The organism is Hymenobacter psychrophilus (assembly GCF_900107135.1).
GTDB lineage: Bacteria > Bacteroidota > Bacteroidia > Cytophagales > Hymenobacteraceae > Hymenobacter > Hymenobacter psychrophilus.
The window spans coordinates 191711-204907 of record NZ_FNOV01000002.1 but is presented as its reverse complement, the minus strand read 5'-3'; the positions used below and the strand labels follow the sequence as shown (position 1 = coordinate 204907).

Here is a 13197-nt window from a genome sequence, read left to right as displayed (position 1 = left end):
TCCCCATACTCCCATGCCAACTGCCACTGCCCCCCAACACGCCCGCATCCGTACCATCGAAGCCTATCACGAAGCCTACCACCTCAGCACCCGTCACCCCAACGAGTTTTGGGGCGAGGTGGCCGCGCCCTTTACCTGGCGCCGCAAGTGGGACACGGTGATGGAGTCGGATATGGCGGCCGGCGAAACGAGCTGGTTTGCGGGGGCGCGGCTCAACATCACCGAAAACTGCCTCGACCGCCACCTGGCGGCCCGCGGTAACAAGCTGGCCCTCATCTACGAGCCCAACGACATCAAGGAGCGCCACCTGCGCCTGACGTATCGGGAGTTGCACCAGCGCGTGTGCCAGTTTGCCAACGTACTGCTGAATAATGGCGTGGAGAAGGGCGACGTGGTGTGCCTCTACATGCCCATGATACCCGAGCTCTCGATTGCCGTGCTGGCCTGCGCCCGCATCGGAGCGGTGCACTCGGTGATATTTGCCGGCTTCTCGGCTACCGCCATTGCCGACCGCGTGAATGATGCCCGGGCCAAACTGGTGATAACCTCCGACGGCCTCAACCGCGGCGCCAAGCAGATTCCGGTGAAGCGGGTGGTGGATGAGGCCCTCGAAACCTGCCCCTCGGTGCGCAAAGTGGTGGTAGTGGAGCACCTGGGCTGGCCGGTGCAGATGGAGGCCGAGCGTGATGTATGGTACCACGAGGAGGCCGAGGGCGTGGCCAAAACCTGCCCCGCCGAGGAAATGAAGGCCGAAGATCCGCTGTTCATTCTCTACACCTCGGGCAGCACCGGCAAGCCCAAGGGCGTGGTGCACACCACCGCCGGCTACATGGTGTGGGCCGATTACACGTTCCGCAACGTGTTTCAGGTAGAGGAAAACGACGTGTTCTGGTGCACCGCCGATGTGGGCTGGGTAACCGGCCACACCTACCTCATTTATGGCCCGTTGCTGGCCGGCTCCACCACCCTCATGTTCGAGGGCATCCCCACGTATCCCGATGCCGGCCGGTTCTGGGAGGTGATTGACAAGCACTCGGTCAGCATTTTTTATACCGCACCCACTGCCATCCGGGCCCTCATGGCCGAGCCGCTCGATAACGTGCTCAGCTACTCGCTCGACTCGCTGCGGGTAATTGGTTCGGTGGGCGAGCCCATCAACGAGGAGGCCTGGCACTGGTACAACGAGCACGTGGGCAAGGGCCGCTGCCCGCTGGTAGACACCTGGTGGCAAACCGAAACCGGCGGCATCATGATTTCGGCCCTGGCGGGCGTTACACCCTCGAAACCAACCCACGCCGGCCTGCCGCTGCCCGGCGTGTGGCCCGTGCTGCTGCGCCAGGATGGCACCGAAATCGAAGGCAACGAGGAGGAAGGCTACCTGGCCATCAAGCAGGCCTGGCCGGGCATCATCCGCAGTACCTGGGGCGACCACAACCGGGCCGTACAAACCTACTTCGCGCCCTACCCCGGTTATTACTTCACCGGCGACGGCGCCCGCCGCGACGCCGACGGCCTCTACCGCATCATCGGCCGCGTCGATGACGTGATTAACGTGAGCGGCCACCGCTTCGGCACGGCCGAAATCGAAAACGCCATCAACCAGAACCCCAACGTAGTGGAAAGCGCCGTGGTGGCCTACCCGCACGAGGTGAAGGGCCAGGGCATCTACGCCTATATCATCTGCCGCGAGGGCGCCTGCAAAAACACCGCCGACGAGCCCCGCGTGGAAGCCAGTATCATCGAAACCGTGGTGGCCGAAATCGGTAAAATCGCCCGCCCCGACAAAATTCAAATCGTAACGGGCCTGCCCAAAACTCGCTCGGGCAAAATCATGCGCCGCATCCTGCGCAAAGTAGCCGAGGGCGAAACCGGCTCGTTGGGCGACACCTCTACGCTGCTCGATCCGGCCGTGGTGGACGACATTATCAAGGGCGCGAAGTAGGAGGAACCCGCGCCGGTCAGCGTTAGGCCGCCGGGAATCCAATCAGCAAAAAGCCCCTTCGCTCAACTGCGAAGGGGCTTTTTGTGGTCATGAGTCGGCCTTGCCAGGAAGCGGCTAGAAGCGGCTCAGATAGTCTTTCTTAACATACTTGCTCTTCTTATTTTTCTTGCCTGAAGAAAGCCATACCACCAGCCCGGCCGTAACGGCGCCGATGGTGGCCATTTTGGTAACGAAGGCCGTGCGGTTGTACTTCCACTCCATGTCGTAGCCTTTCTCGGCCCAGATGTTGGGCAGCTTGCCGTGGGCCAGATCGGTTACTATGTTTTCTACCACGTCAACGCGGTCGGCCAACACCAGCGGCAGCCAGCGCTTATACTGGTTTTCGGGGTATTTGTAAGCCTGGCGGCGGATCATGCCGCTCAGGCCACGGGGCGGCTCCGGCGTGCCAAATACGGCCGACACGTTCTTGCGTTCCACCGACTTTAGCACCTCCTCATCGACGGGCTGCAGATTATCGGGGCGGCTTTTGCTATCGGGGTCTTCGTCCGCGTTCATGCGCTTGCGCATGGGGTAAGTGGGGTCGTTTTTGGGGTCGGCATCGATGCCCCAACCCTTAATGGTTTTGGGGTCGATGGGGGTGTTTATGGCGTTATCTTTCATGGGAAGCAAGGTTACTGGTTGGCGGTTGGGGGCATGAGCACGGTTTTGATGCAGTTGTCCAGCTTGTTGGAGAACATGCGGTAGCCGTCGGCCACCTCTTCCAGCGGCAGGCGGTGCGTAATCAGCCCCTTGGGGTCCAGCACGCCATCCTGCACATGCTTGATCAGGCGCGGCAGCAGGCGCTTCACCGAGGTCTGATTGCCCCGGATGGTCAGGCCCTTGTTCATGGCGTTGCCGATGGGAATCAGGTTGTCAGTCGGGCCGTACACGCCCACAATCGACACCACACCACCTTTTTTCACGGCATTAATAGCCCAGTGTAGTGCCGTGGCCGAACCCGCCTGCAACAGCAGCTTGCGGCCGGTAATGGTTTGCAGCGTGTTGCCTTCAGCTTCGGCTCCCACGGCGTCAATTACGCAATCGGCCCCCATGAAATCGGTGATTTTCTTGATGAACATCACCGGGTCGCCGATTTCCTCAAAGTTATAGGCCTCGCAGTACGCGTAGTTGCGGGCGAAGTCGAGGCGGTATTCCTGCTTGTCGATAATGATAACCCGACCCGCGCCGAACAGCCACGCGCAACGGGCGGCCGTAATGCCGATGGGTCCAGCTCCGAATACGACCACCGTATCGCCTTCCTGAATGCCAGCCATTTCGGCGCCCTGGTAGCCCGTCGGAATTACGTCGGTGAGCATCACGGCGTCGTCCAGGTCCATATCGGCCGGAATGATAACCGGGCCCACATTGGCGTACGGGACGCGGGCGTACTCAGCCTGGCCACCGTTGAAACCGCCGGCAGTGTGTGAGTAGCCATATATGCCGCCAATCGCCCCGGATTCGGTGTTGGATTCCTGGCAGTTGCCATACATTTCCTGCTTGCAGAAGTGGCATTCGCCGCAGGAAACGTTGAAGGGTACTATCACCCGGTCGCCCACTTTTACTTTGGTTACCTCGGTGCCGACTTCCACGATTTCGCCCACGAACTCGTGGCCAAACGTGGAGCCCACGCGGGTGTCGGGGATGTTGCCGTTGTATAGGTGCAGGTCGGAGCCGCAGATGCAGGCGCGCAACACGCGTACAATGGCATCCTGGGGATGCTTGATTTCCGGCATGGGTTTCTGCACGGCGCGGACCCGCTTAGGGCCCCGGTATTCCATTGCTAACATAGGGATTTGGGAAAGGATACGAAAGGGAACAGATGAGTGGAAATCAGGAGTAAGAGCAGCCAGATAGACACGTTCATAGCCTGATCATTCACCCGTTTATTTACTTTCTGCTTGGTCAGAAGGTTACTACAGTGGCGCTTGAAGGTTTCCGTAGTTGAACGATGAAGCGCCTACAAACGAAAAGGAGCCGAATCGGCGCTACTGAGTAGCAGGCGATTCAGCTCCGTTATGGTTGGCCCGGACAGTGATTCGGGTTCGTTGAGTTGTTGGGTACCGGTGAAGGCGGCCGACTCTAGAAATCCAGACTGGGCGCTGGCAGTACCTTGCCTGTTACCTCGCCAAAACCAATGCGTACGCCGTCCTTCTCGGCGAAGCCGCGCATGGTTACCCGGTCACCATCGAGCAAAAACTTGCGCTCCGTGCCATCGGCCAGCGGCACGGGCCGGGTACCCTTCCAGGATAGCTCCAGCATCGAGCCCAGCGAGTCGGGCGTGGTGCCCGAAATAGTACCCGAGGCGTACAGGTCGCCTACTTGCTGGTTGCAGCCATTGGAGGCGTGGTGGGCCAGCTGCTGGGCCATGCTCCAGTACATGAGGCCGAAATTGGCGTACGAAACCGCCGTTTCAGGGCCGCCCTCGGGCTGGATGGTCACCTCCAGGTTGACATCGAAATTATGGTCGCCGGTCTGGCGCAGGTACAGTAGCGGCTCGGGCTCCTGCACCGGCCCCGCGGTGCGGAAGGGCTCCAGCGCATCAAGCGTCACCACCCAGGGCGCCACGCTGCTGCCGAAGCTCTTGCCCAGGAACGGCCCCAGCGGCACGTACTCCCAGCTCTGGATGTCGCGGGCGCTCCAGTCGTTAAACAGCATCAGCCCGAAAATGTAGTCCTCGGCGTTTTGTACGGGCAGCGTGTCGCCGAGCTGGGTGGGGCGGCCCACCACGAAGGCCATTTCCAGCTCAAAATCCAGCTGCTGGCAGGGCCCAAAAGTGGGCGCGGTAGCATCAGGCGCCTTGCGCTGGCCGTTGGGCCGCCGGATATCGGTGCCGCTGACCACAATGGAGCTGGCCCGGCCGTGGTAGCCGATGGGGATGTGGCGCCAGTTGGGCAGCAGCGCGTTGTTGGGGTCGCGGAACATGGTGCCCACGTTGGTGGCGTGCTCGATGCTGGAGTAGAAGTCGGTGTAGTTCTGGGGTTTGACGGGGCGCAGCATCTGCACGGCATCTTGGCGCAGCAGGCACTCGCGCATGGCTTCTTCCTGGTCGCGCAGGGCGGGATTGTCGTGGCGCAGCAGTTCGCTCAGGCGCTGGCGCACGGCCCGCCACGCCGGCCGGCCCAGGGCAATAAACTGGTTGAGGCTACGGCGGCGAAACACCTTGGGCATCTTCGGCCCCAGTTCCAAATCCTCGAAAAAGCCGAACTGGGCTATAGCGTACAGGTCGAGCACGTATTCGCCAATGGCCACGCCCAGCCGCGGGCCGCGCTCCGGGGTTTCAAACACGCCGAAGGGCAGGTTCTGAATCGGAAAGTCGCTGCCGGGGGCAATATCAATCCAGGAGCGCAGCGTGGGGTCGTTGGCGTTGGCCATAGTAGCGGGCTTATTGGGGTGGGTGAATAGGGTAGTGGATAGGGCAAAGGTAGAAGGGTAGGCGGAATGGGCCGGGCGGGGCGGTGGTTTGTTCGGATATTTGCCCCGCACCCTTCTATGGAACTTGATGTTGTACCAACCCAACCCCGCCCGCTACGCCGCCATGCCCTACCGCCGTTGCGGCCGCAGCGGCCTGAAACTGCCGGCCGTCTCGCTCGGCCTGTGGCACAACTTCGGCGACGTGGACGTGCTGGAAAATTTCCGGGCTATTCTGCACCGGGCCTTCGACTCCGGCATCACGCACTTCGACCTGGCCAACAACTACGGCCCGCCGCCCGGCTCGGCCGAAACCAACTTCGGCCGCATTCTGAAGGAAGATTTCCGGGGCTACCGCGACGAGCTGGTGATTTCAACCAAGGCGGGCTACGACATGTGGCCCGGCCCCTACGGCGAGTGGGGCTCGCGCAAATACCTGCTCTCCAGCCTCGACCAAAGCCTGAAGCGGATGGGCCTGAAGTATGTCGATATTTTCTATTCGCACCGCTTCGACCCCGATACGCCTCTCGAGGAAACCATGGGCGCGCTGGCCCAGGCCGTGCGGCAGGGTAAGGCGCTGTACGTGGGCATCAGCAACTACGAGCCCGCCGAGGCGGCCGAAGCCATCCGGCTGCTGCGCGAGCTGGGCACGCCCTGCCTGATTCATCAGCCCAGATACTCCCTGTTCGAGCGCGGCCCCGAAAACGGCCTGCTCGATTTACTGGGCTGCGAGGGGGTGGGCTGTATCCCGTACTCGCCGCTGGCCCAGGGGCTGCTCACGGGCAAGTATCTGCAGGGCATACCTACCGATTCGCGGGTGGCCAAGGGCGTGGGCTTCCTCACCGAAGACAACCTCACGGAGGAGCGTCTAGCGCAGATTCGGGCGCTGAACGAGCTGGCCCAGGAGCGTGGCCAGAGCCTGGCCCAGATGGCCCTGGCCTGGGTGCTGCGCGACGAGCGGGTAACGTCGGTGCTCATCGGGGCCAGCCGCCCCGCGCAGCTCGACGATTCGCTGCGCTGCCTGGAGCAGCTGGCGTTCAGCACGGAAGAGCTGGTACGGATTGAGGAAGTGTTGGGGTAGCGGGGTTTCACGCCCAGAAGCGTGGAGGCATGGGCGGAGGTTGAAAAGCAGGGCTTCCCTTTTTCCTTGTGCCCGCCTCTGCGCTTCTGGGTGTAAAAGCCTGCTACAGGTGCTCCCGCAACCATGCTACGGCCCGTTGCAACGCCGCATCCTGCTCGCGCGCCAGCTGCTGCCGGGTAGGCGTCACCAGAATATCAGGAGCCAGCCCCCGGCCCTGGTAGGCCTCGCCCGTGGGCCGGACGCGGCGGCCGGTAAAACTCAGCTTATAAGTGCGACCAATAGTAGCGAAATTCATTTCGCCGTTAGTGCCGCCGGTGGGTTGGCCCAGCAGCACGCCGAGGCCGTTGTTGCGCACCATGGCGGCTACCGTTTCGCCGTAGCTGTAGGTGTCAGGGCCGGTCAGGAATATCTTGGGCATAGCCAGCAGCGGTAGCTGGGGCGTTTTGGGCGTATTTTCCCGAAATCGAAATACGGCATGACGAAAGTTGGGCTGCCGCAATTGCGGCGTGGCCGTACTGATGGAAAGCAGCGGTTCGGCTGAGAAGTGAGGCAACATGCGCGATAATTCGTAGTGGGGTCGGCGGCGCAAATCAACTACCAAACCCCGGGCCGCCTGTAGCTGCGGCAGCGCCCGTTGGAAATCCTTGTAGCGCAGGCGGGCCGCATCGAGGTACATAATGCCTGCGGCCAACTCCCACACTGGTGGCAGTGGGTGGTAGTTGCTGCCGCGCAGCTGACGGAACGTCCAATGGTAGGTGCGGGACTGGCCCGCCGAATCCTGAAAGGTGAAAGCAGCCGCCCGGTACGTGGCACCCAGTTTCGACACGAGTTGCTGAGCTGCCAACTGGCGGGCTACAGCAGGCGAGGTAGCCGGAATTATCAGGCGCATTGAGTCTAGCAGCCGGCCTATGGATTGGCCGTTCAGGTGGGTCAAGACCGCACCAGGAGCCACGAGCGGCCGCAGTTCGGCGGGTACTTGGCGCACCACTACTGCGCTGTCTACCAGTTCCAGCTGCAAGGCGTAAGGGGGCGGGCTGATGTGCAGGCCAGTACGGGTGCTGGGCACGAAGTTGATGTGGCGGTCGGGCAGGTGGGCCAGCATTCGGCGGGTGGCGGTTACAAGCTCAGTTTCAGAGGTGGCGCGGGCCGCCCGGGGCAGGGCCACGGTCAGCGCATCGGCCCACCCGGCGCTATCGAGCACGATGCGGTAGGGGTAGAAGTGGCGGATGATGTTCCAGGTGAGGATGGTTGCGGCCAGCCGCTGCGCTGGGGTGTTAGCCCGTAGCCGCCGCACCCGCCGGCCTGGCTGGTAACGTAGCCGCTGCTGGTGCTGGGCTTCTGTGAGCACAAGCGGCAAAGTCAGGCGCACCGAATCGGTGAGAAGCTCGGTGTACTGCGGCTGCCCGGCCGGAAAAGCCACCGCCACTTCCGTTGCCGAAGCAGCCCGAATCCGGCTCTCGTAGCGTAGGCCGCCCAGGCGCATTAGGCTCCTTACCAGCCCCAGGCCATTCTGGTCGAGCCCCAAACCGTGATGCTCCCAGAAGTAGCCGGCGGCAACTGCTGATGGAGCAGCCGAGGCAGCTGAAACCGGCGAAATCGTGAAAACGGCTTTGGGAGCCAGCGGCCGCAGCAGGCTGACGAGGGCAGTAGCCAGGGCCTGGTCGGTGCGGGCGCGGCGCACGGCCGGGATGGCGCGGGTGAGTACCGTTTCCCAGCTTACGCGGGCCGTGTGGCGGTTGGGGTAGAAGTATTTGAGGTCGCCGACCACGCGGGCCAGGGCCGTGAGGTTGCGGGTTTCGCGGGGCGTGAGCGAATCGGGCGGCGCGGGGCTGGGGGCGGCGGGGCCGGCCAGCAGCAGCGGGAGGAGTAGAGCAGTCAACGGAATCGGGAGTGGATGACCCTTACAGGAGTCGGGCGGCTGGTATGCGGTTGCAACTGCAGCCGTACCCAAGCGCGAGCAAAGCAGCCGGGCGCGTACTGGGTTTCCCTTGCTACCTTACCGCAGCTTGCCACCTCCCAAACCATTCCTGCCCGTGACCAAATTCTACGCATTGCTGCTGAGCCTGCTGCTGCTGCTGGCAGCCCACGGCCTGAAAGCCCAGACGCTGGCCGAAAAAACGAAAGGGCTGCAAAAGTTCGAGGGCTTTTTCCCGTTTTACTGGGATGAAAAAGGCGGGCGGATTCTGCTTGAAATCGACAAGCTCGACCAGGAAATCCTCTACGTGAGCAGCCTGCCCCACGGCGTGGGCTCCAACGATTTGGGCCTGGATAGGGGGCAGATTGGCCAGACGCGCATCGTGAAATTCGTGCGCAGCGGCCCCAAAATCCTGCTGCTCCAGCCCAACTACGACTTCCGCGCCGTGAGCCCCAACCCCGATGAGCGCAAATCGGTGGAGCAGGCCTTTGCCCAGTCCGTCATCTGGGGCTTCAAGGCCGAAGCCCGGGAGGGCAACCGGGTGCTGGTCGACCTCACGCCTTTTCTGTTGCGCGACTCCCATCAGCTCGGCGACAAGCTGGAGGAACTCAAGCAGGGCAGCTACAAGGCCGAAGAAAGCCGCTCGGCGGTGTTTCTGCCCAATACCAAGGGCTTTCCGCAGAACGTGGAGTTTGAGGCCATGGTGACGCTGGTCGGCAAGGCCAAGGGCCGCGAAATCAGCTCCGTTACGCCCGACCCCAGCGCCCTCACGGTGCACCTGCATCACTCCTTCATTCAGCTGCCCGACTCCAACTACCAGCCCCGCGCCTTCGACCCGCGGGCCGGCTTCTACGCCAACGAATTCGCCGATTACGCCACCCCCATCAACCAGCCCCTGATGCAGCGCCAGCTGGTGCGCCACCGCCTGCGCAAGCAAAACCCCGCGGCGGCCGTGAGTGAGGCCGTGGAGCCGCTGGTGTATTACCTCGACCGGGGCGCGCCCGAGCCCGTGCGCTCGGCCCTGCTCGAAGGGGCCGCGTGGTGGAACCAGGCCTTCGAGGCGGCCGGCTACCGCAACGCCTTCCAGGTGAAGCTGCTGCCCGAAGACGCCGACCCGATGGACATCCGCTACAACGTGATTCAGTGGGTGCACCGCTCCACCCGGGGCTGGTCGTACGGGGCGAGCATCGTGGACCCGCGCACCGGCGAAATCATCAAGGGCCAAGTGTCGCTGGGCTCGTTGCGGGTGCGCCAGGACTACCTGATTGCCGAGGGGCTGCTGCAGCCTTACGGGGACGACGGGCAGCCCACCAACCCGGCTATGCTGCAAATAGCGGTGGCCCGCCTGCGCCAGCTGGCCGCCCACGAGGTGGGCCACACCCTGGGCCTCTACCACAATTACGCCGCCAGCCCCCAGGAGCGGGCCTCGGTGATGGATTACCCCATGCCCCGCATCCTGCTGCGCCCCGATGGCAGCATCGACCTGAGCCAGGCCTACGCCGCCGGCATTGGCAGCTGGGATAAGCGCGCCATCCTCTACGGCTACCAGGATTTCGGCTCGGCGGCCGCCGAGAAAACGGCCCTATCCGCCATTATGCGCCAGACCCTGGCCGAGGGCTTCGCCTTTATGGCTGATGCCGATGCCCGCGCCGCCGGGGGCGCCCACCCCACGGCCCACCTGTGGGACGACGGCGCCAACGCCGCCGACGAGCTGAACCGCGTGCTCGACGTGCGCGGGCAGTTGCTGGCCCGCTTCTCCGAAAAAGCCCTGGCCCCCGGCCAGCCGATGGCGCTGCTGGAAGAAGTGCTGGTGCCCATTTACCTGCTCCAGCGCTACCAGGTAGAGGCGGCGGCCAAGCAGGTCGGCGGCCTCTACTACACCTACGCACTCAAAGGCGACGGCCAGATCATCACCAAGCTCGTGCCGCCCGCCGAGCAGTGGAAGGCCGTAGAGGCGCTGCTACGCACGATTTCACCCCGGGAGCTGGGGCTGCCCGAGGAGTTGCTGGCTAAGATTCCGCCCCGGCCCGTGAACTACGGCCGCTCCCGCGAAACCTTCCCCAGCCGCACCGGCCTCACTTTCGATGCCCTGGGCGCGGCCGAATCGGCGGCGGTTACCACCCTGGAGTTTCTGCTGAACCCCCAGCGGGCGGCCCGCCTGGCCGACTACCACGCCCGCCACCCCGAGCAGCCCGGCCTGAGCGCCGTGCTCGACAAGCTGCTGGCCGCCACCTGGCGTGCCCGCCCCGAAATCGGCCCGGCGGGCGAGTTGCAGCGCCTCGTGCAGCAACTCACGCTGCGGCAGTTGCTCACGCTGGCCGCCACCCCCACGGCCCCCTCAGGCGTGCGGGCTACGGCGTTATTGAAAATCGAAGAGTTGAAAACCCAGCTGCAAAAGACCCAGAAATCAGCTAAAAACGAAAGCCAGCGCGCCGCCGCCCTGCTGGCCCTGCGTACCATCGGGCAGTTCGAGGAGAACCCCGGCAAGTTCGAGCCCGCGCCTGCCCTAACCATGCCCGATGGCGCCCCCATCGGCTCTGACGGTTGTGGGGTGTGGTAGGCTAGTGGGGGGATTACCTACGCCAAGCTGAAAATTTGCCGGATTTGGTTTCGTACTTACTACTGCTACTCACTACGAGGTGCGGACCCTGTCATCGATGCCCATCGTATACATTGAAGCTGTAAGATTAAAGATGTGTAGGTTATTCTGTTGTAATTATTCTGTTAGGTGAATTGACCCAGTGTTGCGTCAATGTGTATGCCTTTATTTCTTGCTTGGGGTAAGTGCCTATGTAACACCAAATCTCCAAATAGTCTACAAGACCATTTTTGAAGAATAGGGTTGCGTCTGCTTCTATTCTGTGTACTGAGGATTGTATTCGGACACCATCAAGAACCAAACATAAGTTATTTATCCTGTAGTTTTCTATTTCATTCAAATGTGAAAACCTGATAAATACGCCAGTGTCAGTATATTCTAAATCTTTGTGCGTGAGAAAGGATAACTGTTTTCTTGCAGAAGTTCCTTCAATATCTCCATCAAAGAGTAAATTTAAAATATTGAGTATGTAATTAGACTTTATCATATATGTGTATTCTAATTAAAATATTCACAAACGAATTTAATGTATACATGCATCCAGTTCTGCAATTTGCGAATTTACTATAAAAGTAGAGTGAATTAACGGATAATTATTCCCCGGCCGCAACCGGAGTCCAGCCACCGCCCAGGGCGCGGTACAGGTCGATAAGCTGCAGGAACTGCTGGCGGCGGGTGTTGGTCAAGTTAAGCTCGGCCTCGAGCACGCTGCGCTGGGCGCTGATGACTTCGAGGTAGGTGGCGTAGTTGGCCTTGAACAGGTCGTCGGAGATGCTCACGGCTTGTTGCAGGGCCTCCACTTCCTGCTGCTGCAGCTCGAATACGCGCTGGTAGTTCTCGATGCCGCGCAGGTTGGTGGTCACTTCCTCAAAACCCACCTGAATGGCCTTCTGGTAGGTGCTGTAGGCAATTTGCTGCCCGGCTACCGAGCGGCGGTAGTCGGCCTGCAGCTCGGCGCGGTTGAAGAGCGGGGCCGAAAGGCCGGCCAGCAGCCCGTAGGCCAGCGAGCCGGGCGTGGTGAACAGGACCGAGGCCCGGTAGGCGTTCAGGCCCACGTAGGGCGTGAGGCGCAGCGAGGGCAGGAAGGCAGCGCGAGCGGCCGACACATCGGCGCGGGTGGCTACCAGCTCCAGCTCGGCTTGGCGCACATCGGGGCGGCGCAGCAGGGTGGCGGCGGGTAGGCCGGCCATTACCCGGTTGGGCAGCGCCTGCTCCAGCAGCGCCACAGGGCGGGCAATAGGGCGAGGGTAGCGGCCGAGTAAGCGGTTGAGCGTGTTTTCGGTGGCGGCCACGCGCTGCTGGGTTTCGGCCTCCAGGGCGCGGGTGCGCAGCAGCTGGGCTCTGAACTGCTGCACGGCCAGCTCGTTGGCTCGGCCAGCGCGCTTAAGCGTGCCCACAATGTCGAGGGCGCGCTCCTGCAGCTGCTGGTTCTTGCGCAGTACCAGCAGTTCGTTGTCGTAGCTGAGCAGGGTGAAGTACTGCCGGGCTACTTCGGCTACCAGCTGGGTTTGCACCAGGTGGCGGCCCCGCTCGGTGGCCAGCAGGTGCAGGTAGGCAGCCTGGCGGCGCTGGCGCAGCTTGCCCCATAAATCAATTTCCCACGACGAGCGCAAACCCAGAAAAAAGTCGGGCGTAGGCGTCGGAATCCGCTGTTTGCCCTCGATATTGGGCGACAGGTTGGTGTCGTAGTTGCCAATGCCGTTGAGCGTGTAGTCGCCGAAACGCTCCACGCTGGCGCTGGCCACGCCTTCCACCTGGGGCAGTAATGCCCCGCGCCGCAGCAGCAAATCGGCCCGCGCAATTTCGATGCGCTGCAGCGTGATGCGCAAATCGGGGTTGGCCTGCAGCGCGGTGTCAATCAGCGAAACCAGGTTCGGGTCGGCGAACAGCTCGCGCCAGGGCTGGCGGGCAAACGAGGCGGAGTCGGTTGCCGGGGCCATAACAACTGAATCAGTTCTGGGCGTGACGGTGGACAGCGGAAAGACCAGTGGCACAGCGGCGGCCCGGGGCAGGGCCGGGGGCGCGGCCACCCGGCAGCCCGTGGCCGCCAGCGAAGCAGCGGTAAGAAAGGAAAGAACGGAACGGGAAAAGCGGGGCATTTTTAGGGAGAAGCTAGGAATCAGGAGCTGGAAGCTGGAATTTCTTGGCAAAGGCTCCCGCGTCCCAGGGTTGAAACCCTGGGCTAGTCAGCGGGCATGTGCAACGAAAACGCT

Annotated in this window: 8 protein-coding genes; 3 read left to right on the top strand and 5 right to left on the bottom strand. The window is 62.4% G+C overall.

All coding sequences use genetic code 11. From position 1 onward, the window contains the following. The first annotated feature begins 13 nt into the window (after window positions 1-13). Window positions 14-1942, top strand: a complete 1929-nt coding sequence (gene acs, locus BLW21_RS03340) for an acetate--CoA ligase (RefSeq protein WP_092737913.1) — start codon at window positions 14-16, stop codon at window positions 1940-1942. Window positions 1943-2056: 114 nt separating this feature from the next. Here acs and BLW21_RS03335 read toward each other — a convergent pair whose 3' ends face one another. The 3 genes from BLW21_RS03335 to fahA form a co-directional block, all read right to left on the bottom strand. Continuing rightward, the gene (locus tag BLW21_RS03335; protein WP_092737911.1) at window positions 2057-2602 is read right to left on the bottom strand and encodes a hypothetical protein; all 546 of its coding nucleotides are present in this window, start codon (window positions 2600-2602) and stop codon (window positions 2057-2059) included. A gap of 11 nt (window positions 2603-2613) precedes the next feature. Further along, window positions 2614-3768, bottom strand: coding sequence for a zinc-dependent alcohol dehydrogenase (locus tag BLW21_RS03330; RefSeq protein ID WP_092737909.1), 1155 nt, complete (start codon window positions 3766-3768; stop codon window positions 2614-2616). 292 nt (window positions 3769-4060) lie between these two features. Then, complete coding sequence (gene fahA / locus BLW21_RS03325) at window positions 4061-5353, bottom strand: fumarylacetoacetase (RefSeq protein WP_175470843.1); 1293 nt, start codon at window positions 5351-5353, stop codon at window positions 4061-4063. Window positions 5354-5480: 127 nt separating this feature from the next. On the opposite strand from fahA, the gene mgrA reads away from it, so the two are divergent. Continuing rightward, window positions 5481-6470 (top strand): L-glyceraldehyde 3-phosphate reductase, encoded by a 990-nt coding sequence (gene mgrA, locus BLW21_RS03320; protein WP_092737907.1) that lies wholly within the window; start codon window positions 5481-5483, stop codon window positions 6468-6470. A gap of 103 nt (window positions 6471-6573) precedes the next feature. Here mgrA and BLW21_RS03315 read toward each other — a convergent pair whose 3' ends face one another. After that, window positions 6574-8349, bottom strand: coding sequence for a S41 family peptidase (locus BLW21_RS03315; RefSeq protein WP_092737905.1), 1776 nt, complete (start codon window positions 8347-8349; stop codon window positions 6574-6576). Window positions 8350-8503: 154 nt separating this feature from the next. Here BLW21_RS03315 and BLW21_RS03310 point away from each other — a divergent pair, with 154 nt between their 5' ends. After that, window positions 8504-10945, top strand: coding sequence for a zinc-dependent metalloprotease (locus tag BLW21_RS03310; protein WP_245711795.1), 2442 nt, complete (start codon window positions 8504-8506; stop codon window positions 10943-10945). Between the two features lie 632 nt (window positions 10946-11577). On the opposite strand, the gene BLW21_RS03305 is transcribed toward BLW21_RS03310, so the two are convergent. Continuing rightward, window positions 11578-13083 (bottom strand): efflux transporter outer membrane subunit, encoded by a 1506-nt coding sequence (locus tag BLW21_RS03305; protein WP_092737903.1) that lies wholly within the window; start codon window positions 13081-13083, stop codon window positions 11578-11580. Window positions 13084-13197 lie beyond the last annotated feature (114 nt).

Coding starts and splice junctions, on each gene's coding strand:
- acs (WP_092737913.1), top strand. CDS start 14: ATGCCAACTGCCACTGCCCCCCAACACGCCCGCATCCGTACCATCGAA.
- BLW21_RS03335 (WP_092737911.1), bottom strand. CDS start 2,602: ATGAAAGATAACGCCATAAACACCCCCATCGACCCCAAAACCATTAAG.
- BLW21_RS03330 (WP_092737909.1), bottom strand. CDS start 3,768: ATGTTAGCAATGGAATACCGGGGCCCTAAGCGGGTCCGCGCCGTGCAG.
- fahA (WP_175470843.1), bottom strand. CDS start 5,353: ATGGCCAACGCCAACGACCCCACGCTGCGCTCCTGGATTGATATTGCC.
- mgrA (WP_092737907.1), top strand. CDS start 5,481: ATGTTGTACCAACCCAACCCCGCCCGCTACGCCGCCATGCCCTACCGC.
- BLW21_RS03305 (WP_092737903.1), bottom strand. CDS start 13,083: ATGCCCCGCTTTTCCCGTTCCGTTCTTTCCTTTCTTACCGCTGCTTCG.